The organism is Nocardia citri (assembly GCF_054065835.1).
In genome coordinates, this window is record NZ_JBSUQM010000005.1 from 114,086 (window position 1) to 137,912 (window position 23,827).

General features: G+C 65.2%; 29 protein-coding genes and 1 pseudogene. 21 read left to right on the top strand and 9 right to left on the bottom strand.

The window, feature by feature from the left end; translation table 11 throughout:
- The first annotated feature begins 60 nt into the window (after positions 1 to 60).
- The 3 genes from ACW2Q0_RS10145 (at position 61) to ACW2Q0_RS10155 (ending at position 1,607) form a co-directional block, all read left to right on the top strand.
- Entirely contained in the window at positions 61 to 336 is a 276-nt protein-coding gene (locus tag ACW2Q0_RS10145; RefSeq protein ID WP_457188540.1) for a DUF2277 domain-containing protein, read from the top strand.
- A 75-nt stretch (positions 337 to 411) separates the two neighbouring features.
- Positions 412 to 1,017: a ClpP family protease gene (locus tag ACW2Q0_RS10150; protein WP_457188542.1), complete on the top strand. Its 606-nt coding sequence runs from the start codon at positions 412 to 414 to the stop codon at positions 1,015 to 1,017.
- Positions 1,014 to 1,607: a ClpP family protease gene (locus ACW2Q0_RS10155; protein WP_457188544.1), complete on the top strand. Its 594-nt coding sequence runs from the start codon at positions 1,014 to 1,016 to the stop codon at positions 1,605 to 1,607. The genes ACW2Q0_RS10150 and ACW2Q0_RS10155 overlap by 4 nt, the downstream gene beginning before the upstream one ends.
- Here the strand turns inward: ACW2Q0_RS10155 and ACW2Q0_RS10160 are convergent, their stop codons facing one another.
- Positions 1,608 to 1,970 (bottom strand): helix-turn-helix domain-containing protein, encoded by a 363-nt coding sequence (locus tag ACW2Q0_RS10160; RefSeq protein WP_457188546.1) that lies wholly within the window; start codon positions 1,968 to 1,970, stop codon positions 1,608 to 1,610.
- A 143-nt stretch (positions 1,971 to 2,113) separates the two neighbouring features.
- On the opposite strand from ACW2Q0_RS10160, the gene ACW2Q0_RS10165 reads away from it, so the two are divergent.
- Positions 2,114 to 2,404 carry a hypothetical protein gene (locus ACW2Q0_RS10165; protein WP_457188548.1) on the top strand — a complete coding sequence of 97 codons (291 nt, stop codon included), beginning with the start codon at positions 2,114 to 2,116 and terminating at the stop codon, positions 2,402 to 2,404.
- Positions 2,401 to 3,258, top strand: coding sequence for a 3-hydroxyacyl-CoA dehydrogenase (locus ACW2Q0_RS10170; RefSeq protein ID WP_457188550.1), 858 nt, complete (start codon positions 2,401 to 2,403; stop codon positions 3,256 to 3,258). Before ACW2Q0_RS10165 ends, ACW2Q0_RS10170 begins: the two co-directional genes overlap by 4 nt.
- A 117-nt stretch (positions 3,259 to 3,375) precedes the next feature.
- Here ACW2Q0_RS10170 and ACW2Q0_RS10175 read toward each other — a convergent pair whose 3' ends face one another.
- Both ACW2Q0_RS10175 and ACW2Q0_RS10180 read right to left on the bottom strand, forming a co-directional pair.
- Positions 3,376 to 5,112 carry a GAF domain-containing protein gene (locus tag ACW2Q0_RS10175; protein ID WP_457188552.1) on the bottom strand — a complete coding sequence of 579 codons (1,737 nt, stop codon included), beginning with the start codon at positions 5,110 to 5,112 and terminating at the stop codon, positions 3,376 to 3,378.
- A 51-nt stretch (positions 5,113 to 5,163) separates the two neighbouring features.
- Positions 5,164 to 5,811 carry a response regulator transcription factor gene (locus ACW2Q0_RS10180; protein ID WP_457188554.1) on the bottom strand — a complete coding sequence of 216 codons (648 nt, stop codon included), beginning with the start codon at positions 5,809 to 5,811 and terminating at the stop codon, positions 5,164 to 5,166.
- Positions 5,812 to 6,015: 204 nt separating this feature from the next.
- Between ACW2Q0_RS10180 and ACW2Q0_RS10185 the strand changes: the two genes are divergently transcribed.
- On the top strand, positions 6,016 to 6,753 hold the full coding sequence (locus ACW2Q0_RS10185) for a sigma 54 modulation/S30EA ribosomal C-terminal domain-containing protein (protein WP_457188556.1): 738 nt from the start codon (positions 6,016 to 6,018) through the stop codon (positions 6,751 to 6,753).
- A 219-nt stretch (positions 6,754 to 6,972) separates the two neighbouring features.
- Here ACW2Q0_RS10185 and ACW2Q0_RS10190 read toward each other — a convergent pair whose 3' ends face one another.
- Positions 6,973 to 7,125 (bottom strand): N-acetylmuramoyl-L-alanine amidase-like domain-containing protein, encoded by a 153-nt coding sequence (locus tag ACW2Q0_RS10190; protein WP_457188558.1) that lies wholly within the window; start codon positions 7,123 to 7,125, stop codon positions 6,973 to 6,975.
- A 506-nt stretch (positions 7,126 to 7,631) separates the two neighbouring features.
- On the opposite strand from ACW2Q0_RS10190, the gene ACW2Q0_RS10195 reads away from it, so the two are divergent.
- Together ACW2Q0_RS10195 and ACW2Q0_RS10200 are read left to right on the top strand one after the other, a co-directional pair.
- Positions 7,632 to 7,901: a metal-sensitive transcriptional regulator gene (locus tag ACW2Q0_RS10195; protein WP_457188560.1), complete on the top strand. Its 270-nt coding sequence runs from the start codon at positions 7,632 to 7,634 to the stop codon at positions 7,899 to 7,901.
- 113 nt (positions 7,902 to 8,014) lie between these two features.
- The gene (locus tag ACW2Q0_RS10200) at positions 8,015 to 8,326 is read left to right on the top strand and encodes a hypothetical protein (protein ID WP_457188561.1); all 312 of its coding nucleotides are present in this window, start codon (positions 8,015 to 8,017) and stop codon (positions 8,324 to 8,326) included.
- A gap of 57 nt (positions 8,327 to 8,383) precedes the next feature.
- On the opposite strand, the gene ACW2Q0_RS10205 is transcribed toward ACW2Q0_RS10200, so the two are convergent.
- Positions 8,384 to 8,995, bottom strand: a complete 612-nt coding sequence (locus ACW2Q0_RS10205) for a PAS and ANTAR domain-containing protein (RefSeq protein WP_457188860.1) — start codon at positions 8,993 to 8,995, stop codon at positions 8,384 to 8,386.
- 465 nt (positions 8,996 to 9,460) lie between these two features.
- Between ACW2Q0_RS10205 and ACW2Q0_RS10210 the strand changes: the two genes are divergently transcribed.
- From ACW2Q0_RS10210 to ACW2Q0_RS10225, 4 genes are all read left to right on the top strand, one after another.
- Entirely contained in the window at positions 9,461 to 9,838 is a 378-nt protein-coding gene (locus ACW2Q0_RS10210; protein ID WP_457188563.1) for a hypothetical protein, read from the top strand.
- 270 nt (positions 9,839 to 10,108) lie between these two features.
- Positions 10,109 to 11,143, top strand: a complete 1,035-nt coding sequence (locus tag ACW2Q0_RS10215; protein WP_457188565.1) for an iron-containing redox enzyme family protein — start codon at positions 10,109 to 10,111, stop codon at positions 11,141 to 11,143.
- A gap of 249 nt (positions 11,144 to 11,392) precedes the next feature.
- Positions 11,393 to 11,794: a hypothetical protein gene (locus tag ACW2Q0_RS10220; protein WP_457188567.1), complete on the top strand. Its 402-nt coding sequence runs from the start codon at positions 11,393 to 11,395 to the stop codon at positions 11,792 to 11,794.
- A 168-nt stretch (positions 11,795 to 11,962) separates the two neighbouring features.
- The gene (locus ACW2Q0_RS10225; protein WP_457188569.1) at positions 11,963 to 12,136 is read left to right on the top strand and encodes a CsbD family protein; all 174 of its coding nucleotides are present in this window, start codon (positions 11,963 to 11,965) and stop codon (positions 12,134 to 12,136) included.
- Between the two features lie 94 nt (positions 12,137 to 12,230).
- Here ACW2Q0_RS10225 and ACW2Q0_RS10230 read toward each other — a convergent pair whose 3' ends face one another.
- Together ACW2Q0_RS10230 and ACW2Q0_RS10235 are read right to left on the bottom strand one after the other, a co-directional pair.
- Positions 12,231 to 13,436 (bottom strand): AI-2E family transporter, encoded by a 1,206-nt coding sequence (locus ACW2Q0_RS10230; protein WP_457188571.1) that lies wholly within the window; start codon positions 13,434 to 13,436, stop codon positions 12,231 to 12,233.
- A gap of 55 nt (positions 13,437 to 13,491) precedes the next feature.
- Complete coding sequence (locus ACW2Q0_RS10235) at positions 13,492 to 13,821, bottom strand: plasmid stabilization protein (protein ID WP_457188573.1); 330 nt, start codon at positions 13,819 to 13,821, stop codon at positions 13,492 to 13,494.
- 283 nt (positions 13,822 to 14,104) lie between these two features.
- Here ACW2Q0_RS10235 and ACW2Q0_RS10240 point away from each other — a divergent pair, with 283 nt between their 5' ends.
- On the top strand, positions 14,105 to 14,260 hold the full coding sequence (locus tag ACW2Q0_RS10240) for a DUF6131 family protein (RefSeq protein ID WP_457188575.1): 156 nt from the start codon (positions 14,105 to 14,107) through the stop codon (positions 14,258 to 14,260).
- Between the two features lie 150 nt (positions 14,261 to 14,410).
- On the top strand, positions 14,411 to 15,508 hold the full coding sequence (locus ACW2Q0_RS10245) for a TerD family protein (RefSeq protein ID WP_457188576.1): 1,098 nt from the start codon (positions 14,411 to 14,413) through the stop codon (positions 15,506 to 15,508).
- Between the two features lie 65 nt (positions 15,509 to 15,573).
- Here the strand turns inward: ACW2Q0_RS10245 and ACW2Q0_RS10250 are convergent, their stop codons facing one another.
- Positions 15,574 to 16,320: a hypothetical protein gene (locus tag ACW2Q0_RS10250; RefSeq protein ID WP_457188578.1), complete on the bottom strand. Its 747-nt coding sequence runs from the start codon at positions 16,318 to 16,320 to the stop codon at positions 15,574 to 15,576.
- Positions 16,321 to 16,722: 402 nt separating this feature from the next.
- Between ACW2Q0_RS10250 and ACW2Q0_RS10255 the strand changes: the two genes are divergently transcribed.
- From ACW2Q0_RS10255 to ACW2Q0_RS10265, 3 genes are all read left to right on the top strand, one after another.
- Positions 16,723 to 17,679, top strand: a complete 957-nt coding sequence (locus ACW2Q0_RS10255) for a cytochrome c oxidase assembly protein (protein ID WP_457188580.1) — start codon at positions 16,723 to 16,725, stop codon at positions 17,677 to 17,679.
- 143 nt (positions 17,680 to 17,822) lie between these two features.
- Positions 17,823 to 19,694, top strand: coding sequence for an LCP family protein (locus ACW2Q0_RS10260; protein WP_457188582.1), 1,872 nt, complete (start codon positions 17,823 to 17,825; stop codon positions 19,692 to 19,694).
- A 41-nt stretch (positions 19,695 to 19,735) separates the two neighbouring features.
- Positions 19,736 to 20,683: an undecaprenyl-diphosphate phosphatase gene (locus tag ACW2Q0_RS10265; protein WP_457188584.1), complete on the top strand. Its 948-nt coding sequence runs from the start codon at positions 19,736 to 19,738 to the stop codon at positions 20,681 to 20,683.
- A gap of 77 nt (positions 20,684 to 20,760) precedes the next feature.
- Here ACW2Q0_RS10265 and ACW2Q0_RS10270 read toward each other — a convergent pair whose 3' ends face one another.
- Positions 20,761 to 21,453: a helix-turn-helix transcriptional regulator gene (locus ACW2Q0_RS10270; RefSeq protein ID WP_457188586.1), complete on the bottom strand. Its 693-nt coding sequence runs from the start codon at positions 21,451 to 21,453 to the stop codon at positions 20,761 to 20,763.
- A 121-nt stretch (positions 21,454 to 21,574) separates the two neighbouring features.
- Between ACW2Q0_RS10270 and ACW2Q0_RS10275 the strand changes: the two genes are divergently transcribed.
- The 4 genes and pseudogenes from ACW2Q0_RS10275 to ACW2Q0_RS10290 form a co-directional block, all read left to right on the top strand.
- Positions 21,575 to 22,087 (top strand): DUF2231 domain-containing protein, encoded by a 513-nt coding sequence (locus tag ACW2Q0_RS10275; RefSeq protein WP_457188589.1) that lies wholly within the window; start codon positions 21,575 to 21,577, stop codon positions 22,085 to 22,087.
- Between the two features lie 36 nt (positions 22,088 to 22,123).
- Positions 22,124 to 22,555 (top strand): hypothetical protein, encoded by a 432-nt coding sequence (locus ACW2Q0_RS10280; RefSeq protein ID WP_457188591.1) that lies wholly within the window; start codon positions 22,124 to 22,126, stop codon positions 22,553 to 22,555.
- A 5-nt stretch (positions 22,556 to 22,560) separates the two neighbouring features.
- Entirely contained in the window at positions 22,561 to 23,151 is a 591-nt protein-coding gene (folE, locus tag ACW2Q0_RS10285) for a GTP cyclohydrolase I FolE (RefSeq protein WP_457188593.1), read from the top strand.
- Between the two features lie 504 nt (positions 23,152 to 23,655).
- Positions 23,656 to 23,772 (top strand): annotated as a pseudogene (locus ACW2Q0_RS10290) (acyl-ACP desaturase); the annotation flags it as partial.
- Positions 23,773 to 23,827: the final 55 nt, after the last annotated feature.

Consider the following 23,827-nt stretch of genomic DNA (forward strand, 5'->3'; position numbering starts at 1 on the left):
CGCCGCCGGCCTGACGGGTGACCTCTCAAAACCCGAGCCGACCCGAGATAACCTCGGCTTATGTGCCGAAATATCACCGCTCTGCGTGGGCTCGAGCCCACGGCCACCCCGGAAGAAGTGCACGCGGCGGCGTTGCAGTACGTCCGCAAGGTCGGCGGGTTGTCCAGCATTTCCGCGGCCACGCGCCCCGCGGTCGACGCCGCTGTCGCCGATATCGCGGCCGCGACCATGCGGTTGCTCGAACAACTGCCGGAGCGGAAGGTGCCGCCGAAGAGCGTGCCGCCGCTGCGGCGTCCCGAAGTGCAGGCGCGCATCCACGCGCATTCGCACGACTGACAACGCTGCTGTGAGCAGATCTGCTGAGGGCAGCGTGGCGAGATTTTTCCGGTAGGTGCCGGGCACGGTGGAGTCATGGCTCACGATGACAAGACACCGTTGTTCAGTTGGCGCGCCAGGGAGCAGCTGCTCAGCAGGCGGATTCTGGTGCTGGACGGTCCACTCGACGACGATAACGGCACGCTGCTGATGACCCAGCTGCTCACTTTGGCGGCCGAGGATGCCGATGCCGGAATCTCATTGTGGATCCACTCCCCGGGCGGTTCGGTTCCGGCCATGCTCGCTATTCGCGATGTGATGCGGCTGGTGCCCTGTGAGGTGTCCACCCTGGCGCTCGGATTGGCTTGCAGCGCAGGGCAATTCCTGCTGTCGGCGGGTACGAAGGGAAGGCGTTTCGCCTTGCCCCACGCCAGGGTGCTGATGCATCAGGGCTCCGCCGGCATCGGCGGCAGTGCCGTCGATATCGAGGTGCAGGCCGATGACCTGCGCTACACCGTGGAGACAGTGCTCGGCATTATCGCGGGCGATACCGGCCAGCCGTACGACCGCATCTACGAGGACTCACTGCACGACCGATGGTTCAGTGCGACGCAGGCCGAGGAGTACGGCTTCATCGACCACATCGTCGAGGCGTTCGGGCAGATCGTGCCCCAGCGCCAGCGGATCGGGATTTCGGCATGACCTACACCATTCCCACTGTGATCGCTCAGCATGCGCGAGGCGGCGAGCGGATCACTGATATCTACTCGCACCTACTCGCCGAGCGGATCGTCTACCTCGGCACTGCGATCGATTCCGGCGTCGCCAATGCGCTCATCGCACAGCTGTTGCACCTGGAGTCGGAGAGTCCGGAGCAGGAGATCAGCCTGTACATCAACTGCGAGGGCGGCGATCTTTCCGCCATGCTCGCGGTGTACGACACCATGCAATTCATCAAGGCGCCGGTGGCGACGACCTGTGTCGGCCAGGCCATCGCGGTCGGCGCGGTGCTGCTGGCCGGTGGCGAGCCCGGTCGCCGCTCGCTACTGCCGCACGCCAGGGTGGTCCTGCATCAGCCTGCCGCTCGCGGTCAGGGTGCGATTCCCGATCTGATCCTGCAGGCCGACGAATTGGTGCGAATGCGCGCCGAAATCGAGTCGATCCTGTCGCGGCACACCGGGCAACCGGCTGAACGGCTGCGCCACGACACCGACCGCGATCGCGTCTTCACGGCACCGGCGGCTGTCGACTACGGACTGGTCGACAACGTGCTGGGTGCCCGCGCGGTCTGATCAGGCCGCGCGCGCCATGAGGTTGGGCGGGGCACTCGCCCGCGGCGCGGACTGCCGGGCGAAGGTGCGCCGACGATGGGCGCGCAATTCGTCGGCTACCTGCTCGGCGAGACCGAACAGGGTGGTGCCGAGCGCACCGGCCAGTGCCGCGATCATCTCGCTCGACGGTTCTTTGCGACCGCGCTCCACCTCGGACAGATACTGCGGCGAAATACCCGCTCGACCGGCGGTTTCGACGAGCGTCTCACGGTGCTCCCGCCGCAGCGCGCGTAACCGTTCACCGAGTACCTCACGCCACAGCGGTTCCTCGGTGTGCCGAGGTCGGTCGTCGCGTCCGCCCTGGATCGAGTGCAGCTCGGTCATAGGCGGAGGCTACGGCTGCGGCCACCGATCCGGCCGGGCATTACGCTATGGGCGGACAAACGACGAGGCACCATGTCCCAACGGACACCGGGCCTTTCGCATCGAGTCGAGATCACGGGAGCGGAATCCACTGGCCGAAGAAAATGCGGTGGCCTACCAGCGTGATGATCGCCGAGCGGCTCGCCGCGGCCGCGCAGGAACGCGGCCGCGATTCGAATCAGCTGGAAAAACCGGCTTTGCCGGCCATTCGCAGCGTCTTCGGGGCACCGCATCCGATCCTGGCCCGGACCCGCACCGGCGCACATCCCGGTGGCGATGCCGTCGCCGACCCGCATGACCAGATCACGCAAATCGTCGCCGGATTCTTCGCCGCCCCGACGACACCGATGACATCGCGGGCGGACTGTGCACCGCGAAGAAGGAGATTGCAATGACCATCCGCAAGGTGACCGTTCTCGGAACCGGGGTACTGGGATCGCAGATCGCATTCCAGACCGCATTCCACGGATTCGATGTCACCGCATACGACATCAGCGACCTGGCCATCGCCGGTGCCCGCGACCGTTTGGCCAAGCTCGCGACAACCTTTCGCAACGAAGTTCCGGGCGCTGGTGACGGCAAGGCGGAACAGACCGAGGCGGGCATCGTCCTGACCTGCGATCTGGCCGCGGCCGTGCAGGATGCCGACCTCGTGATCGAGGCGGTACCGGAGGTACGCACCATCAAGGAGCAGACCTACCGACAGCTCGGCGAACTCGCACCGGAGAAGACGATCTTCGCCACCAATTCGTCCACTCTGCTGCCCAGCGATATGAAGGACTACACCGGCCGCCCCGACAAATTCCTCGCGCTGCACTTCGCCAATCTGGTGTGGCGGTACAACACCGCCGAGGTGATGGGCACACCCGAGACCGATCCACAGGTGTTCCAGGCGATCGTCGAATTCGCCGCCGCAATCGGTATGGAACCGATCGAACTGCACAAGGAGAAGGCGGGCTACGTCCTCAATTCGCTTCTCGTGCCACTGCTCAATGCGGCCATGACGCTCGGCGCGGGCGGATTCGCCGAACCCGAGGCAGTCGACAAGACCTGGCGGATCGGCACGGGCGCACCGGTCGGCCCATTCCAGATGCTCGACATCATCGGCCTGACCACCCCCTACAACATCCTGGTCAACAGCGGCGATGAAGACGGACAGCGGCTCGCCGCCTGGCTCCGGACCAACTACATCGACAAGGGCAAACTCGGCATCGCCACCGGAGAAGGCTTCTATAAGTACTCCGCGTAGCTGACATCCCGGCCTGCTTGTCGAGGCGGTCGTGATCTGGCATCGCCGTTCGAGCACCGTGACGTGCATGAGCGCCGAGGCGTGCGTGGGCGCGGAGCATCGTGGCCGCGGATCAGGCTAGGGCAGTGGTGCGGACCAGCGCAGCACCGTACCGCCGTCCGGACCCTTCACCACGCGGAAACTGCCGCCCGCCTGTTCGGCGCGCGTCGCAAGGTTCGCGAGTCCGCTCAGTCGCGCGACATCGTCGGGCAGGCCGACGCCGTCGTCGGTCACCTCGATCATGACGTCGTCGCGCACCCGGAGATGGACCGATACCGTCGTCGCCGACGCGTGCCGTACCGCATTGCTCACCGCCTCGCGCAGCACGGCCTCGACATCCTCCGACAGCGGCGGCGCCAGCACCGTGAGCGGTCCGGCCAGCCGAATCGTGGTGCGCAGCCCGCTTTCTCCGACCATATCCGCGACGATGCCGTGCAGCCGCTTGCGCAGCGTCGGGGCGTCCGCGGTGGTGGGGCTGTGCAGATCGAAGATCGAATGCCGGATTTCCTGCACGATCGACTGGATGTCGTGAATGGTCTCGGTGAGCCGGGCTTTCAGCTCGGGGGCGCGGGCCCGCTGGGCGGTGCCCTGCAGGGAGAGACCGACCGCGAATAAGCGCTGGATCACATGGTCGTGCAGGTCACGCGCGATCCGGTCGCGGTCGGAGAGCACGTCGAGTTCCCGCATCCGCCGCTGGGTGGTCGCCTGCTGCAAGGCCAGCGCGGCCTGATCGGAGAAGGCGGCCATCATCGACTGCCCGGCCTCGTCCAACGGCTGCGCACCGGCCGGCTGGACGGTGGCGAGCATGCCGATGACCGAATCCTCGGCCCGCAGCGGCAGGATCAGCGCCGGACCGAATTTCGACGGGACGTCGAAGCTCGGCGTGAAGTTCAATTCGTCGACCGTGTCGACCCGGCCGTACCGGAACGCTTCGCCGGTATGCGCTGCGCTCATCGGAATGCGCTCGCCGATGAGCTTCTCGGCCCCGATGCCCGCAGCGGCGACCACCACCAGCTCGGTGACATCCTCGGTCGGGGTATCCGGGTCCTCGGGCAGTGCCAGGAAGGTGCACGCCGAGTGCGTGAGCGTCAACGCCCGGTCGGCGACCAGTTCGAGTGCGGTGCCCGGTTCGCCGCCTGCGAGCAGTTCGGTGGCCACATCGCGATTGGCTTCCAGCCATTGCTGGCGGATCCGGGACTGCTCGTAGAGGCGGGCATTGGCGATGGCGATACCGGCCGCGGCGGCCAGCGCCTGTACCACGACCTCGTCGTCCTCGGTGAATTCCTGACCACCGGCCTTCTCGGTCAGGTACAGGTTGCCGAAGATCTCGTCGCGCACCTTCACCGGTACGCCGAGGAAGGTGTGCATCGGCGGGTGGTGGGCGGGGAAGCCGACCGATGAGGGATGATTCGAAAGGTCCGCCAGCCTGAGCGGTTTCGGCTGTTCGAAGAGCAGGCCGAGTACACCGTGACCGCGCGGCAGATCGCCTATCATGACCCGGGTCCGGTCGTCGATGCCCTCGTAGACGAATTCGGCGAGCTGGATGCTCAACTTGTCGGTTTCGCGCACGCCGAGCGCACCGTATTCGGCGTCGACCAACTCGATGGCGGTGTGCACGATCGAGCGCAGTGTGTTGTCCAGGTCCAGTCCGGCGGTGACGACCAGCATCGCCTCGATCAGGCGGTCCATCTGGTCCCGGACCCCGGCGATCTGGGTGATCCGGTCTTGGACTTCGCCCAGCAACTCACGAAGCCGCAGTTGAGACAATGTTTCCGTGACCTGGGACTGGCCGGGTCCGGTGGACTTGCCTTCCATCACCGTATCTTCGCACGCCCGGGTCTGCCATTGGGCGCTGCTGGGTACCCCTTATTCCGGTTTTGTCGGCGCCTCGAGTTTCGAAGCCAGTACCGCGGCCTGGGTGCGGCGTTCGACCCCGAGTTTGGTCAGCAGTCGGGACACATAGTTCTTCACGGTTTTCTCGGCAAGGTACATCCGGCCGGCGATCTGCCGGTTCGTCAACCCTTCACCGAGCAGGCCGAGCAGGGTCCGTTCCTGTTCGCTCAGGGTGGCCAGCGGCCCCGTTGTCGTCTCGGCCTCCTCGCGCAATTTCGTCATGAGAGCCGCGGCCGCGCGATTGTCGAGCAGCGACTTGCCCGCGCCGACTTCGCGAATGGCCTCGACCAGCTCGATGGTGTCGATGTCCTTGACCACATAGCCGCTGGCCCCGGCCAGGATGGCATCGAGCATGGCCTGCTCATCGGTGAACGAGGTGAGTATCAGACACCGCAGCCCGGGATGCTGATCCAGCAGTTCACGGCACAGCTCGATGCCATTTCCGTCGGGCAGTCGCACATCGAGGACCGCGACGTCCGGGCGCAGCGCGGGAATGCGCGCCAAGGCCTGCGACACCGTACCCGCCTCACCGACGACCTCGAGATCGGACTCGGTATCGATCAGATCCTTCACACCGCGACGCACGATCTGATGGTCATCGACCAGGAAAACGCTCGTCATCGCACATACCTCCCAGGTCACTTCAGCCTAGCCCTGCCCGTAGGCACATTTGGACGGTTGATCGCCATGCGTTGGTGGTGGTAACCGTGGGGTGTCGAAGGTCGGGTGGGGCAGTGACTTTCGGCCCTCCCGTCGCCTATATCGAGGATGTTGCCATCGACTCCAGTGGGTCGGAATTCAGCAAAATCGAATAGCGAGGTCGTCATGAGTGCGTCAGGGAACTGGTCGACACCGGCCTTCCCCGACATTGTCGTATTTCCGCGCGGACCGATCGCGGAGTTGGAACTCGAGCGCGTGGCCGGGGCGGTCGGGCGATTGCTCACCCGAACCGGGATCGACGGTGGTGCCCGGGTGCGGGTCGTCCGCGCGAATTGTCGCGGCGACAAACAGTTGGTACAGGTAAACCTGTGCGTGAACGGTATTGCGGCGCGCGTGCAGACGATTACTCCGGGTCCGCGCATGGTGCTGCCGGTCGTGCAGCGGCTGGATCGGCTGATCAAGCGATTGACGACCAAGGAACGGGTGGTGCCCGAGCGGGAACCGATGCGGCGACTGCTCGAGGCATCCGGCGGCGGCACGATCACCCGCCGCAAGAATTGCTCGCTGCTCGTCGGCCCACCCCATGCGGCGGCCGCGGTACTGGACGCGATGGATTATGACGCGCACCTGTTCATCGACGCCGAAACCGGCGCCGACGCGATCGTTTACCGTGGCGGTCCCGCCGGTATCGGGCTGCTCCGATCACCGAGCGCCGCATGGACTGAATCGAAGCCGGTCGCGGAGTTGTCCGAGGCCGCGGCAGTGGACCGGCTGTGCAGCCTGGGCCTGCCATATCTGTTCTTCATCGATTCCGCCAGCCGCCGCGGGCACCTGCTGTACCGCCGCTACGACGCCGACCTCGGGCTGATCACGCCCCGGAATAGTGCCCGGCCTGCCCGTTGATATCGGTGCTCGACAGCGACGACCCCAGGACCGATGTCCTGGATCCACGGCATCCCCGCGCTGTCGATGACCATGCCGGACCCGGCAGACTCACCGGTGCCTACGGGCAGCGGACCGGTCGTCTGTGGCGATCGATGACCACGCCGACCGACGAATTCGGCCGTCACCGCCGAAAGCTACTCGCCCGCTGTCGTTTTGGCCGGTTCGTGTGCCCAGCGATTACTGCACCCGAAGCACCATGATGCCCGGCGTGGTGCGCACGTAGTCGGCGAAGAGGGAGTCGACCACCTTGTTGTCGGCGGCGAGTGAGGACGCGTTGCGAAAGACCGCGCCGCTCGGTGTCAGAGTGCGAAAAGGTCCTGGCGGCTTCATGATCCGGCGGGGCTGCCATCGCGAACCCTGCGTTGCGAGTCGAACGGTTTGGACACGGGACGACCACGATGTCGCTGTTTCATCATGTAAAACGGGCTCGGATCGACGGGTACTGCCTGGTCGAGCGCGATTCAGCCGGGCTTACAGATGCAAGCGCGCGGCGACGCCCCGCAGCTGCCGCACTCGACGCGACGATTCCCGGCAAGTGTGGCAGGCTCACTATCGAGGCCGGGGTGCAGAGGTTTCGACTCGCACAACGGTCGGCGTAACCACGGGAGACCCCAGCTACGGCTGGGGTCTCCGTGTGCGCCGAGAAACGACCGACGCGTCAGGCCGGATGTCGGAATATATGGCTGTCGGGGCAGGAAGCCGCGCCACCCGAAAGGTCGCTGTGGCCTGCGCGGACGCGTGCACTGGCCGTGCGGCGGCTGGCTATCCTGCACTGCATACATACCCCAAGGGGTATACTTGTTTGTTCGGTCGAGGCAAGTCGAGGAGAAGGTCTCATGGTTGGTGACGAGGAGAGCATCGCCCAGGTGCTCAACCGCCTGCGCCGCGCGCACGGACAGCTCGCGGGCGTGATCTCGATGATCGAACAGGGCCGCGACTGCAAGGACGTCGTCACCCAACTCGCCGCGGTATCGCGCGCGCTGGACCGCGCGGGCTTCAAGATCGTCGCCAGCGGGCTGCGCGACTGCCTGACTCGGGAAACGGCCGACGGTTCGGAACCGATGACCGTCGACGAACTCGAGAAGCTCTTTCTCACGCTGGCCTGACCGCTGTTGGCGCGTGACCACGAATCCGGGAAACCGGCGCCATTCCATTGCGTCGCGCCATTGATTAATGTGTCGTTATATAGCGGTACATTAATTGAGGGGAAGATAATCTCATGGAGATCGCGACGAAGTTCTGGACCCTGCGTCGTATGGTGGTCGCGACGCTGTTCGCCATCGCGCTGGTGATGCTGACGATCGCCGCACCGCACCTGTTCGCGGCTTCGGCCGAGCCTCGGGATTCACACAGCTCCGGGGCCGGTCACGGCTACGGAGCGGGAACGCGCCCCAACAGCAACGACCACAGCCAGCGCAATACTGGTTACGGTTACGGACTGCGCTCCAACAGCGACGGCCACGATCAGTACCAGGGCCGCACCGAGAACCCCTGCCAGTACACCCCCACGGGGACGTGCGGGGCACGCTGAGGTCGACGGGCAACTCGTCGCAGCGGCCGGATAACCCCCGGCAGGCGGGCATCGAGGTCAGATCGGTGTGATTCGTTCGTGCACGGTCAGCAGTAGGTGGTCGAGTTGGGTGCGTCGGTGTGGCGGGGCTGCACCGAGGGCGGGTAGTTCGGCGATCAGCTGTGTGGCGAGCTCGCGGAGTTTTGTGTTGGTTTCCTGGGATCGCCAGCGCAGTACTCGGAAGGCTTGTTCGGCGGTGATGGCGTAGGCGAACATCAACGCGCCCTTGGCCTGTTCGATGACCGCGCGTGTTTCGAGCAGGTCGGGCAGGGTTTCATCGAGAGCGGTCTGGCGCTGTTCGGCCAGGGTTTCGGTGAGGTCGATGTAGTAACCGTCGGTGCCGACGACGGATCCGGAGTCGTCGAGCAGGCGATCGCCGACGACGATGACCTCGTGGATTCGGCCCGCGGTATCGATGATGCGGTGTCTGCTCGAGAACGGCTCACCGGTCTGTACGGCCAGGGTGATGGACTCGGCCACTTGGTCACGGTCGTCGGGGTGTTTGTGCGCTAGCACCGTTCGTGTCGTCGGCGCGATGGTGCCGGGGGCGTAGCCGTGCATCGCGGCGACCTCGTCGGACCATTCCCAGCGTTGGTCGGCGAACCAGAATCGGAAACTGCCGATGGTCAGGGGAGCACCGCCGAAGGCCTTGTCGACGGCGTCGGTCGCGTCTTTCCGACCGGCTACGATCTTATTCACCGTCTAATTATCGGCTCGATCCACCCCTCGACAGCAACACCGAGCATGGATGCCGAGCCGGGCCACATTCGTCGTACGAGCCCGGGCACGTCATCGGCCGCTCCGGCACCGAGGGTGCTTCGAGTTCGCTCGGCGCTGGCTGTCGTCATGCATTGGTATCGCGACGTCTTGTGCCGCTTACGGACAGCGCGGATGAAGCCGGCGGACAGCGGCCACACCTTGGTACCGAGTACGCGGCCCGCGAAGTCGCTTCGACTGGGGCGGACCGATGCGGTGCGGCGATATCGGATTGGTTCCGGGTACCTCGGGTAGGGCCACAACGACAGGCCTGATCGTGCCGCCGCACGTGGCGACGTCGGGCGTTCGCGAACGCGACAGCGGAAGGAGCGATCTGTCATGACCGATCCGAACAGCTCATGGGATCCGCCGCAGGACACCGGCGCGCCGGACAGCGTCGAATCCGATGGCGCGGCATTGAGTAGCGCCGAGGACCTGGACGAGGACCGCTTGCACACGGACCCACTCGAGGCGGGCATGGATCCTCCCGATCACTGGACCGGGGCCACCGCGTACGGCATGACCGAGTGGGAACAGGCCCACACTCGCGGTCTGGATGAACGCCTGGCCGAGGAGGCACCCGATATAGAGCCCGTGCCGCCGCCCGCCGAGCGACCCGCGGAAGAAGAGGCGGTCCGAACCGATGAGCCATCGGCACGATCGCTCGACTATGACCGCGATCTGGGCATCTCAGCAGACGGAGTACTTCCCGAGTAACCCCTGACCGCGGGTGCCGGATCACGTCCCGGCACCGAGCGGTGCCCGCCGCACTGGTTCGGCCGCCCGCGTGCGGGTATCCGCAAGACGAAAGCGCCTGAGAGGACGATCGATCATGGGATTTCCCGAACAGCGGCAGAAACCGCCTGGGCGCCAGGACCAGATATCGCCAGTGCCCGATCGGGCTGAGCACAGCTACCGCGGCTCCGGTCGACTGCCCGGTAAGGCAGTGGTGATCACCGGAGGCAGTCCGATTCTCTGAGAGGAACCATGCGAAGTCCGATCGCGCGCACCCGCCGACCGCTGCCGCGACCCTGCGGAGAGCTGTCGGCGGCGGTGGTCGATGCCCTGCACAGTCCCGCAGGGTCGCCGGTCCCCGGCGTGCGTGCGTGCGGTCCGTACGATCGAGACCTGCACTCGGCGCTGCACACCTGCTACGCGCTGCACTATGAGGGCTTCGACGGTGTGGATGCCGAATGGGAATGGGATCCCGGGCTGCTGGGCCTGCGCGCCGAGTTGGAGCGCCGGTTCCTGGCCGCACTGCATGCCGACACGGCCGGTGGTGACGATCTCGACGCCGAACTCGATGAATTGCTCGCCGTCCCCGCCGAAGAAGCCGGTCTCAGCGCTTTCCTGCGTGACGAAGGACAGCTGTGGCAGCTACGCGAGTACTTCATCCATCGCTCGATCCTGCACCACCAGGAAGCCGACCCGTATGCATGGCTGATTCCGCGGTTGCGCGGGCAAGCCAAGGCCGCGCTGGTCGCCGTCGAATTCGACGAATTCGGTGGCGGGCGCGGGGACCGCATCCACCAGCGGCTCTACGCGGATCTGCTGGAAGGCGCGGGATTGAGTCCCGACTATCTGCACTACTTGGACGTTGTACCAGCGCCGATGTTGGCCCTGGTGAATATGATGTCGCTATTCGGTCTGCATCGTGTGTTGCGCGGCGCGGGGGTGGGGCATTTCGCCGCCGTAGAGATCACCTCATCCCCTGGCTCACGACGCCTTGTGGATGCCCTGACCAGGCTTGATGCGGATCCGGCCGGTGTGCTGTTCTACCGCGAACATGTGGAGGCCGACGCTGTGCACGAACAGCTCATGCGCCGCGGCGTGATCAGCGATCTGGTGGCGCGCGAACCCGAACTGCGCGCGTCCATGGTCTTCGGCATACAAGCGACCACCATGCTCGAACAGCGTTTCACCGATCACGTGCTGGGCTGTTGGCATGCGGGCCGGACCTCGCTGCTTGCGGAGGTGGCCGAAGTGTCCCGAGCTACGACCGTCGTACCGGGCGCGGATTGATCTGCGAATTCATGACGTCGATCTGCCCGCCCGGTGGGGTGCCGGCCACCGGCCGATACCCGGCTGCTGATGCACGCGCTGCACGAGGCCGGGATACCGCGCGGCACCAGTCGGCTGCTGGATGTGTGCACCGGTAGCGGATGGTAGCTACCCGGCGGATCGGCCGCGTGCACCCGTTCACATATTTACGCAGTTCCGGGGTAGTCGAGTGGCGTTAGGAAAAGGGGGGTGAGTGCGAGGAGTCGAAAGATGAGCACCACCGTTGTGATCGTGATCATTGTTGTCGTCGTTGTGGTTATTTTGCTTCTGGCCGGCGCATGGGGGTCGATGCGCAGACGGCGCGAACATCAGCGAGTCGAAGCCAAGAGCATCCGTGACCGCGCGGCGGAACGGGAATTCGAGGTCGGTCAGCGGGAAGCGCGGGCGCAGGAGACCGCCGCCAGGAGCCGGGCGGCAAAGGCAGAAGGAGAGATCAAAGCGGCGCAGGCCGAGCAACTTTCCCAGCAGGCGCATGTGCATCGCAGCGAGGCGGCGGATTCGCGAACCGAGTTGGACAAGGAGTGGGAGCGCGCGGATAAGGTCGATCCGGACTCGAAGCCAAGTCAGAAGAAGCCGGGGGCTGATCCCGCAGAGTCGTCCGACAACGCCTGATTCGATGCTGGACAGCTGAGTGCGGGTCGTCGCTGCGGTCGTCGACAACAACCCTGCACAAATCCAGGGCAGCGTTGTTTGGTTGTTTGGCTGTCCGAATGCGGGTTACCGCCAGAAGACCGGCTGGAGCCAGTAGGCCGGGCACCTTCGAACAATGGGGCCGTAATCATGGGCACTGTAGACAAGGCAAAGAATAAGGCCGAGCGACTTTCCGGTAAGGCCAAGGAGAAGTACGGCGCGGCGACCGACGACGAGGCCAGGAAGCAAGAGGGCAAGGCCGATCAGACCAAGTCCCACCTGAAGGATGCGGGTGAGAAGGTCAAGGACGCCTTTCGTCACTGACTCGACGCTCGCCGGCGTCCATCACGGGCGGGTGGCCGGCACGGCCATCCGCCCGTAGCAGGGCGATGCGAACGGTCCGCCGCCCCCTCGTTCACTAGCGCTCGTCCAGCGACGGCAACACCGTCTCACTGATGATCAGCAGCACCGCAGCGGCGACCGGGATCGCGAGCAGGGCACCGACGATCCCGAGCAATGCACCACCGAGCAACACTGACACCACCGTCACGATCGCCGGTACGCGCACCGTTCTGCCGATGATTCTGGGCACCAGTACGTAGTCCTCGAATAACCGCAGGACGATGAAGAAGACGATGGTGGCCACCGTGACAGGCAGGGACACGGTGAGTGCGACCAGGGCCACGATGATTCCGGCCAGGGTGGAGCCCACCACCGGGATCAAATCCAGGACGGCGACGAGGACGGCCAGCAACAGCGGATAGGGCACGTCGAAGATCAGCAGCCAGATGAATGTCAATGCCGCGGTTATCAGTGAAATGACCAAATTGCCCAGGATGTAGCCGCCGACCTTCACGAAGATCTCGTCGCCGATCAGGATCGCTCGAGGTCGGCGCGAGTGCGGAAACAGCCGGTAGATCGAAGTTCGAACCTCTGCGAAATTGGCCATGAAGTAGCCGGTCAGCACCGCGACGACTACCGTGCCGCTGACGATGCTGAATACGAGGCGGCCCGCGCCCAGGACACCGCCGGCCAGCTTCGAGGGATCGGACCCGAGCGCTTGCTGGAGTCGGTCCTGTAGATGGAAACGAGTGTTGAGCGCCTCGATGAGTGGATATCGGTGCGCGAGATGGTCGACGTAATCCGGAGCGTTGTGAACCAGCGCGCTGCCTTGAGTCACCAGCGGCGGTATCGCGGCCGCAAGGAACCCGGCCAGCAAGCCGATCGCGACCAGGAATACGGCGGTCACGGCGGCCCATCGTGGAAACCACGGCCGAACCAACCACGACACGACCGGTTCCAACCCTATTGCCAGGAACAACGCGACGGTGATCAAGACCAGCACTTGACTCACGGCGATCAGTGCTTGGATCGCGCCGTAAGTCACCGCCACTCCCGCCGCGCCGGCCATGCCGATCATGAACGGCGATCGCGGATCGAATCGTCGCCCGGGCTTGCCCAGCGGATTCTGCGCTGTACTGGCCCGCGCCGCCGCCGCTTCCGCGGTAATGATCGGTCCGCCTTCGTCGCGGGTGTGGGGTTGTGCGACCAAGTCCCTGTGGCCCTGCTCCGTCTCGTCAGGGGTTTGGCGCTCCTCGGGTTTTGGGTCGGTGTCTTCATTCATGGTGTCGGTCCACGCGGTTGCGTCATCGTCGCTCAGCCGCTGTGTCCATATCCGCTCACACGCGGCCGAGCGCTTGCGCCAGCTGGCCCTTTGTCATCTTCGAGCGCCCCTCGATGTTGCGCTTTTTCGCCTCGTTGTACAGCTGATCGCGGGTTGGTCCCTTCGGTCGATCGGTGCCGGACCGGAGACCACCACGCCGCTGTGGCGACATGTCGCGCACCGACGACCGGCTGGCGGTTTCGGCTTCCCCGGACTGAGCACGGTTCTTGTTCACCGTGCGCGCCGCGATCTCCTCCGCCCGCCGGGTGGACGCACCCTGCTCTTTCTCCGAATCCTTGATGTGCTCGAACTGCCGCTCCCGCTTGTCCGACCATGCCTTGGGCATGTCCATCACCTCCTGTGCCGCGAATACCCCAACCCAGCGGCCGAAACATCGGGTACGCCGCGCGCTGGCCGCGGCTTCGATAAACGGGGGGTGTACATCCCCGATCCTGAGGCGTCTACTTGAATATGCAGCACATCGGGTCGATCACCGTGGCCGTGTTCTTCCCGTGGCCGTGGTCGGGGTGTGCGTAGTGACGCGTGCTGGCATTGCGCGCATGACCGATACCAGCACCGGAGGGTTTCTCGGGCCCTCCGAATACCGCAGCGAATACAGGTAGCCGGCCATGATCATTCTCGGAGTCATCCTTCTTATCGTCGGGTTCATATTCGGCATCCCGATCCTCTGGACCATCGGGATCGTGGTCCTCGTCATCGGGCTCGTGCTATTGCTGTTGGGGTCGATGGGCCGTGCGGTCGGTGGCCGACGGCATTACTACTGACCCCTGGAGCGCGTTTGCGCTCGATCGCATGACCGAACGTCCGTCGACGGCGCCTCGGCCGCCGAGGCTCGCGCTGATCACTGGCACATGACACCTTGGTCGGCTCGGTATTTTCGATGACGTGATGATCATCGAAGTAGAGTGGGTCGAGTGGCCGCACTGCTGACGCAGGGACAGACCGGTGTAGTCGGCGCCGACGACATCAACGTGTCGGTGCATCACACCGCCCGCATCGATGTGGCCGCGCTGCTACTGGACATCCAGGGCCGGGTGCACGCCGACAGCGACCTGGTCTTCTACAACCAGCCCACCGCCCCCGGTGTGCAGTTGGTTCCTGGACAAGCCGCACTGGCCATCCACCTGCGCGCGGTCCCGCCGGATGTCGTCCACATCCGCATCGTCATCACCCTCGATGACCAAACCACCCGCTTCGACCGGCATCCATCCCCACACGTCACCGTCACCGACTCCGACGCATACCCGTTGTGCGAGTACACGATCGAAGGGTTGACCACCGAAACGACAGCGATCGCCCTGGACGTGGACCGCGCGGCGGCGGGTTGGCAAGTCCGCGCCGTCGGCCACGGCTATGGGAGTGGGTTCGCCGCACTGTTGTCCGCCCACGGCGTGACCGTCGGCACCAGCCCCCAGCAGCAGCCCCCATCCCCAGTGCCGATGGGACCAGTGCTGGCAGACGGTCAGGATGTGGCGCTGGTCAAACACGGCGGCACCGAACTGACGTACGTGAAGATGGCACTGGGGTGGGACCCCGTCCGGGTCCACGGCCGATGGGGCAGCCGTGTCATCGAGATCGACCTCGACGCCTCGGCACTGGTATTCGCCGACCGGGACCTCGTCGACGCCTCCTACCACGGTCAGCTCAGCACCCGGGACGGCGCCATCCGCCACTCCGGTGACAATTTGACCGGTGAAGGTGATGGCGACGATGAGACCATCGCCGTCGACCTGACTCGCCTGCCCGTCCATGTGACCGCAGTGGTCTTCGTCATCACCTCCTACGCCGGGCATACCTTCGAACGGGTTCGCAACGCCTTCTGGCGCCTTGTCGACGGCACCACCAACGCCGAACTCACCCGCGCAAACCTGCGTAGCGGCGGCCCGCACACCGGCATGCTCGTCGCCAAACTCCACCGCGAACACGGCAACTGGAAACTGCAAGCCCTCGGCCGACCCATCCAAGCCGGCCACCCCCTCGAGGCCGTCGACCAAATCGGCCCTTATCTCTAACTGTTCCAGGCCTTGATCGGCGTTTCTCATTCGGATTGTGTCAGGGATGGCTCGATGTCGTTGCTTCAGTCGCCTTCGTGCCCATCCGAGAAGTAACTGGGGACACACGCGCGGTCCAGCCGGGCGGGATAGGGGTCGCCCAAGCGGACCGGTAGGTGACCCTTTCGGTATGCGCGGTCGACATGGATATGCGATAACGGTTGGGACCCGAAGGCCCGGAACTCCCACCGCGCTCCCGTGGAATCCGGTTGCCATCCTTCCGGGTCGAGCCCGTATATCCGCTCGACCAGTCGGTCGACGACAACTATGGCGTATTGGGCGTTGCGTCTCGCGGCGCTGCTCACCCGCCACCACCGCCGATCTTGCTCGTAGAGTGTGCCAGGGGACCGGGGGGCAGACGGGCCGCCATCCGGCCACGGCTGCGAGATGATGAGCGCGATACGTTCACCGACCGCGGTAAGGGCGCCCCAGCGCTGATAGGCATGCGCTCGGTCCAGGCCCGTGACAGAGGCGACGTCCCCCAGCCCGGCAGTGTGGTCGAGGGCTGCTGCAGCGGCTTCCGACATCCCGGCGTCGATCTCGTTCGCGAGCACACTGTGTACTCGCAGCAGGGCTAGTTGGAACTCACGCGCCTCCACGAATTCCAACTCACCGTCTTCATAGCGAGTCCACGCCTGGGGTCCGAGTCCGCTCAGTTGGCCGGCGAGTCCGACGAGGATGGTCCGCACGGATCGTGACAGCCACAACCTCTCAGTTGCCCACATATCGCGCGCAAAGGCATAACCGCCTTCGCTCACCTCTACATCAGTCATAGCCGGTGACTCTATATGTGAGGTACATCCAGTTCGCAGATTTACCGGATCGATCTTAATTAAATATTTTCCTCAGATGGCCGAATGTTAGCTATATGCCCAGGGGTTGGTTCGTAGCTATCCTTTGCTCGATTTCGTGGACCGCACCCGAAACGGTCTTCCGGTCCATGACATCGCCTTGAACAAAACCTGGACCCCGGATAGCAGACCTCGGCAAGTCGAATGCCTGATGCTTCCCCAACCGATCGGCCTGCGTAACGATATGGCATCCCACCGCCGACGTCTGGGCATATGTGCGTTCCGCGAACACTCCGTCCGCAACATCAATGCGTCAGCGGCATCGGGTGAGTCACGGTTGCGCCGGGTCGGGGTCGCGATCCAGGCTCGGGCACACTGGGGCACGTGTCTCCGGTCGATACCCCGCTCACTCTCGCCGCGGCTGTCACGTCGTGGCGACTCGATGTCGTCACGATCGCGATCGTCGGCGCGTGCGCCTACGGCTACCTACGCGGGCATCGGCAGGCGGTGCGCGACGGTGTGGCGGTGGAGTCGAGTCGGCGAATAGTCGGCCTGGCCGCCGTGGTGCTGTGGTTCCTCGCGACCGGCAGCTTTGTCGGGGTCTACGCCGACACGTTGTTTTGGGTCCGGGCATTACAGGTGGTATTGCTGCTGTTCGTTGTCCCGTTCGGTTTGGCATCGGGCCGACCGGTCACGGTGGCGCGTGCGGCGCTCGGAGATATCGGCCGAGCCCGCATCGACCGTGTACTGGCCAGCCGGTCCGCGCGGGTGCTGACCCACCCAGCCGTCACCTCGGTGCTCATGTTGGCCACGCCGTGGCTGCTGTATCTGACCGCGTGGTATCCCGCCGTGCTGCAGCACCCAGCGGTCGATCAGATCACTCAGTTGGTGCTGGTGGGGGTGGGCTTGCTCTACTTCTACTCGCGACTGCAGGCCGACCCGGTGCCGCGCAGGTACCCGCAGATGATCTCGATGGTGATCAGCGTCGCCGAGACGTTGGGCGACGGGTTGCTCGGGATCGTGCTCTGGCTGGGCCCGGCGATCGCCGCGGAGTACTACACCGATCTAGGGCGGGTATGGGGTCCGAGCCGGGCTACCGATCAGATCATCGGCGCGGGCATCCTCTGGGTGCTCGGCGACATCCTCGGTGTGCCGTTCTTGTTGGCGGTCATGCGCGCCTTCGCCATCGACGAACAGGCTGCGGCCGTGGAGGTCGATCTCGTCCTCGATGCCGCCGAAGCGCCTGGTCAGGTCACTTCTACTGCCGACGACGAGCCCGGCCTGCCGAGGCTGTGGTGGCAGGACGATCCCCAGCTGCGCGATCGTTTCCGCAGCGGCTGAACTTCGCGGTTCGACCTGTCGCGCCGTGCGGGTGTGGCGGGTGTGGATGTGCTTGGTTGGCAGACGTCGTGCAGGATGTCTTGAACCTGGTGGAGTGTATCGGCGGTTTCCGCGCGGCACGGTGATGTGAGGCTTGACGGCGAATGAGTGACGAAACCGAACCGATTCCGGTCGTGGTTCCCCGGTCTGGCGGTCGTCATGCTCGGCCGGAAACGCCTGGCGAAGGGGTTCGCGAGGTGTCCGCCCGCGCTACGAGTGCCCGGCGCTCACACCGGGCGGGAGACGGAGGTGAGTCGCGTGCCGAGCAGGGCAGATCGGGCGCGGGCAGCTCGCGCGCAGGGCGTGAGAGCTCGGTAACGGCGACTCGCGGTGCCGGTACGCGGCCGGTGAGCTCGGGTGGTACTCGGATCCGGCGTGTGGCGGCGACCGACACTGCCGAGGGTCCGACGGAGCGGTATGTGCCGGTGCGGCCCAACCGCCGCACCCGGTCCGCACCGTCGTCGTGGCAGGTCAGGGTCGCACGGACCGCCGTCCGCCTAGCGGTGGCCGCGACCGCTGTGGTCGTCGTCTCGGGCACCGGATTCGCCTACTACACCGAGCGCGCCGTCGATGACGGGTTCGCCCGGTCCGGGGCCATCAGTTCCGAAGACGCCGCCGCGCTCGACGGCGATATGAACATCCTGCTCATCGGACTGGACACACGTAAAGACCGCAACGGCAACGACCTACCCAAAGACGTCATGGACCAATTGCACGCCGGTGACGGCAGCGAGGGCGGCTACAACGCCAATTCGCTGATCCTGGTGCACATTCCGAAAGATCTGAAGAAGATCACCGCCTTCTCCATCCCCCGCGACGACTACGTCGCGGTCACCGGCATTCCTGGCTACGACCACGCCAAGATCAAGGAGGCCTACGGGCTGAAGAAGGTGACGGTCGAGCAGAAGCTCGCCAACCAGGGCGTCAAAGACAAGGTCGAACTGGAACGTCAGGGCCGCGAGGCCGGCCGCGAATCCATCGTGCAGACCGTGAAGGCACTGACCGGAGTACCGATCAACCGGTTCGCCGAGGTGTCCCTCGTAGGCTTCTACGACCTGGCCAGCATCCTCGGCGGTGTCGATGTCTGTCTCAACCACGCCGTCAACGACGAGTACTACTCCGGCGCGGTGTTCCCGGCCGGACCCCAGCACCTCGATGCCGCCAACGCGCTGTCGTTCGTACGGCAACGCCACGAACTCGACAACGGCGACCTCGACCGCACCCACCGCCAGCAGGCGTTTCTCACCTCGGTCGCCAAACAACTGAAGGAGTCCGGCACACTCACCAACATCGGCAAGATGCAGCAACTGATCAACGCCGCGCAGAACGATGTGGTGCTCTCCCAAGGTTGGAACGTGCTCGACTTCGCGCAGACCATGGGAAAGGCCGGTTCGATTCCAATCGAATTCCAGACCCTGCCGGTGCAGGGATACCAGACCATCGACGGCCAAGACGTCAACGTCATCGACCCGGCAGCCATCAAAAAAACGGTGCGCACGGCCTTCGGTGTGCAGGCCGCTGCGCCGAGCGCGCCCAAGACCGTACCCACCAGCATTGTCGACGTCGTCAACGCGGGCGGCGCGACGGGTATGGCCGCCAAAGTATCGACAGCCTTGGCCGACCAGGGATTCCAGAAAGGCACCATCGGCAACGCCGCCTACACCGATGGTTCCAGCTCGGTCGTCTACTACGGCACCGGTGCCGATACCGACGCCACCCAGGCCGCGGACTTCCTCGGCGGGCTACCGACAGCCGCCTCCAAAAATCTCGACCCCGGCCACATCAAGATCGTGATCGGCGGCGACTTCACCATGCCCGACGAATTGGGTTCCGGCACATCATCATCGAGCGCCACCACCCCGACCTCCACCACCTCGTCCACCGGTGCCACCACCTCCACACCGGCCGACGGGATACCCGACTCCGGCAAACCCGTCACCACCAGCATCGGATCCAACATCCCCTGCGTGGACTGACCAGCCAGGCATTCACGCCCCGACCCTCGACAGGAAAGCGCATGGCCATCACGTATCTGGAATCGATCGTCGTCGGAGCACTGCAAGGGGTGAGCGAACTCTTCCCGGTGTCCAGTCTCGGGCACAGCATTTTATTGCCGGCCTGGATCGGTGGGCAGTGGGGCAAGGATCTCGACATGTCCGCCAAGGACTCCCCATACCTGGCGCTGCTGGTCGCCATGCACGTAGCCACCGCGCTGGCGCTGGTCATCTTCTTCTGGCGGGACTGGGTGCGCATCCTCACCGGCCTGTGGGATGTGGTGCGGACGCGCGAAATCCGCACGCCCGAAGCCAGATTGGGTGTGCTGCTGATTATTGCCACGATCCCGGTCGGCCTGGCCGGACTACTACTAGAGAAGGCTGTACGCAACTATCTCGGCACTCCGATACCGACCTCGCTGTTCCTGGCGATCAACGGATTCGTGCTGCTGTCGGCCGAACTGCTGCGCACTCGCGCGAAGAGTGAGCCGATGCTGACCCCGGCCGGCCGGCCGGCCGACCTCTCCATGCAGGACACTGTCGTGCTGCCCATCACCGATCCGGACCGCGCTTCCGATGTGCGGCTGTCCCGACTCGGCGTTACCGACGCGCTGCTCATCGGAGCCGCTCAGATCGCAGCGCTTTTCCCGGGCATCAGCCGCTCCGGCAGCACCATAGTGGCGGGCCTGTTCAAGGGATTGCGGCACGAGGACGCCGCCCGCTTCGCCTTCCTGCTGGCCACCCCGGTCATCCTCGCCGCCGGTGTGCTCAAGACGCCCGAACTGTTCAAGCCCGCCAACCATGACATTCTCGGTCCCGCGCTGGCGGGCTCGGTGGTCGCGGGCGTGCTGTCCTATGTCTCGGTCATGTTCCTCACCTCGTACTTCGAGACCAAGAAGCTGACCCCGTTCGCTGTCTACTGCCTGGTCGCGGGCATCGGCAGCGCGGCGTTTTTCACTGTGCGCGGCTGATACCCCGCGGTCGGCTCCAGTGCCTTGCTGCCCGCAGATTATGGGTGCAGCTCGTTGTGACCGCGCAGGTGCGCATCTCAGGTGGCAGGGCGCAGCTGGACGCAGCATTCGCCGGCTTTCGGGGCGAGTTCCGCAGCGACGGTGTCGGCGCGCAGTCCGGTGAGCAGACCCGCGAGGTAGGCGTGGTTGAGTCCGCACACCAGCTCCGGCGCGCGGGCGGCCAAGGGGTGGAATGGACAGTTGCGCAGGCGAATGCAGTCCGATGCGGTGCGGGCCGGTTCGAATCCGTGCTCGGCGAGCAGCGTGTGCAGTAGGGCGAGAGCGCGTTCGGTGCCGAGCCGTCCCGGCCGAACCTGATCCCGCATGACCTGCCCGATAGCCTCGCCGCGTTCGGCCGCAACCCGTTCGGCGGCTTCGCGAGCCGTCTCGCCGGAGCCCTCGGTGAGCACCGCGTCCATCAGGATGTCGGCGAGCACCTCGTGGCGGCGTTCGGGGATGTTCACGCGCACTTCGGTGTCGGTGGGCTCGTACACCTTCGGTGCCCGTCCCACCCGGCGGATCCCACCGACCTGTTCGTAGCGGGCGCGCAACAGACCCGCGCCGACAAGTTTGTCCAGGTGGAACGCGGCCAGTTTCCGTGAGATCGCCACCTGCTCGGCTGCCTCGTCACGGGTGACCGGGCGCCCGGCGCGCCGGATGAACCAGTACATGCCGCGCCGCAACTCGTCGTCGAGCGCGGCCACCGCAGTGATCGCCGATTCACTGGTCACCCGACCACAATATCGCCGTTTGCATTGGTTGAAACCAACTGGGTACCCGCCCGATGAGGGCACCTTGACCAATGGCGCGAATAACACCAATAATCTTTGGTGTAAATAGGAGGAGGCTGTGGTGACCGCTGATATGCAGCAGGCCAAACACCCGGTCAGTGCCGCACTGGCCGGGCCGTACGGGCATCCGTTTCACCCGATCCTGGTCACCGTGCCTATCGGCGCCTGGGTGGCGAGCGTGGTATTCGACATCGCCTCACATGTCGTCGACGATCCGGACTTCCTCTCCCGCGGCGCGCGGTGGCTGATAGCCGTCGGCGTCCTCGGGGCGCTGGCCGCCGCCGTGGTCGGATTCCTGGACCTGTTCGCAATCCCGGCCGGCACCCCCGCGTTCCGAACCGGGCTGGTGCACATGAGCCTGAATCTGGCCATCACCGTCGCCTACGCGCTCGGCTTCTGGTGGCGCAGCACCGGCGGCGGCCCGCACGGCGCCGTCCCGGCCGGGCCGCTGGCCCTGTCGATCATCGCGCTGGCCGTGCTGACTGTCTCGGGCTACCTCGGCGGCAAGCTCGCCTACCACTACGGCGTCCGCGTCGCCGACGAAGCAACCCAGGCGACCGGCTACCGGCGCTGAAACATAACCACCCCTACTCACCTGTCAGGAGACATCATGGGCATCGCGGCACTGATCGTCTGGCTGCTCACCGCCGTCGGCGGATTCGTCCTGCTCGGTACCTGGATCGCCAAAGGCGGCGCCCGCCAACCGAGCTCCAGTCATCTCCCGCCACCGGTCGTATTCGGTCACTTCCTGCTCGCGGTGGCCGGACTGATCGTGTGGATCGTCTACCTCGCCGTCGACAACGACGCTCTCGCCTGGATCGCCTTCGCGCTGCTGATCCCGGTGGCTCTGCTCGGGCTCGCCATGCTGCTGCGCTGGCTGCCCGTCTACCGGGCGCGCACCGCCACCGACGTCGCGACGGCCGGAGCAGCGGAACCGGCCGAGAAACACTTCCCGATCGCGATCGTCGGCGGACACGGTGTTCTGGCCGTCACCACCGTGGTGCTCGTGCTGCTCACCGCACTCGGCGTCGGCGGGAGCTAGTCATCGTGTCGAACCCCGCCCTACGGGTCCTTCACGACCCCGCCACCATCGACCTCGCCGCCGCCGAGCGCGCCGCCCGGGACTTCCTGACCGCGCTCGGTGTCGGCACCGACGAACACCTGCACGCGACCCCGGGCCGGATGGCCCGAGCCTATGCCGAACTATTCACTCCCCGGCCCTTCGACCTGACCACCTTTCCCAACGATGAAGGTTACGACGAACTCGTCCTGGCTCGGCGAATCCCATTGCGGTCGGTGTGTGAGCACCACCTGCTGCCGTTCGTCGGCATTGCGCACGTCGGCTACCTGCCCGGCGACCGCATCCTCGGACTGTCCAAACTCGCCCGTATCGTCGAGCATTTCTCCCGTCGGCCTCAGGTCCAGGAACGGATCACCAAGCAGATCGCCGACTGGCTCGCCGAAAACCTCGAGCCCAGGGGAGTCGGTGTCGTCATCGAGGCCGAACACACCTGCATGACCCTGCGCGGCGTCCAGGCGGCCGGCACCACCACCGTCACCTCCACCCTGCTCGGCGGCCTCCGCGAAGACCCTCGTTCCCGCCAGGAATTCTTCTCCCTCACCGGCATCGCTGCGTGACACCGGCTCGCACCCCGCATCCGGCAGCCGACCCAGCTATTGATTCAGGATGCGACGGCGGGCCTCGCCTGTCCTGAGTCCCGCCGCGGACGCGTGATGAAACTCCAGGCCTGGCAACCGATCTGCTGCTGTGGGCCCCTTCGGGCGTCGTGGAAGTGTGATTCTTACCGCATCCTCGATAGAAGAGCATTCGGTCCCTGGATCACAGGGCCCTTCGGCTCTGGGCGGTGGCGTAGCGCGGTGATGGCATGGGAGCCGACGGATTCGGGCCGAAGAGGGTAAGTGAGTCGGCTTTCGGTCGAATCATGTTCAGCAGTAGCGCATTGCCGGCCGGTCGCCCGCTCGATCATCTGACCGTGAACGACCGATCGCGGACGAATTGTCGAATCCGAGTGGCTCGGATCGACGACGTGACCGACACCGTGATCGAGATCGAGATCGAGATCGAGATGAGCATCGTCACCGGAATGGAACTCGTCGAAACCCGAAAGGTAGGCAACACCATTGACGCGTGAGCTGACTCAGCGCGAAATCCTCGCCGAGTTGGAGCCGATGGCCGAGGACTGCGTGCATCGGCATCTGTCGATGGCCAAGGATTGGCATCCGCACGATTATGTGCCATGCCCTGCTGCTCTTGCGGACCGGTGCTCCGGCCGCCCGCACACTTCGCGGGCGG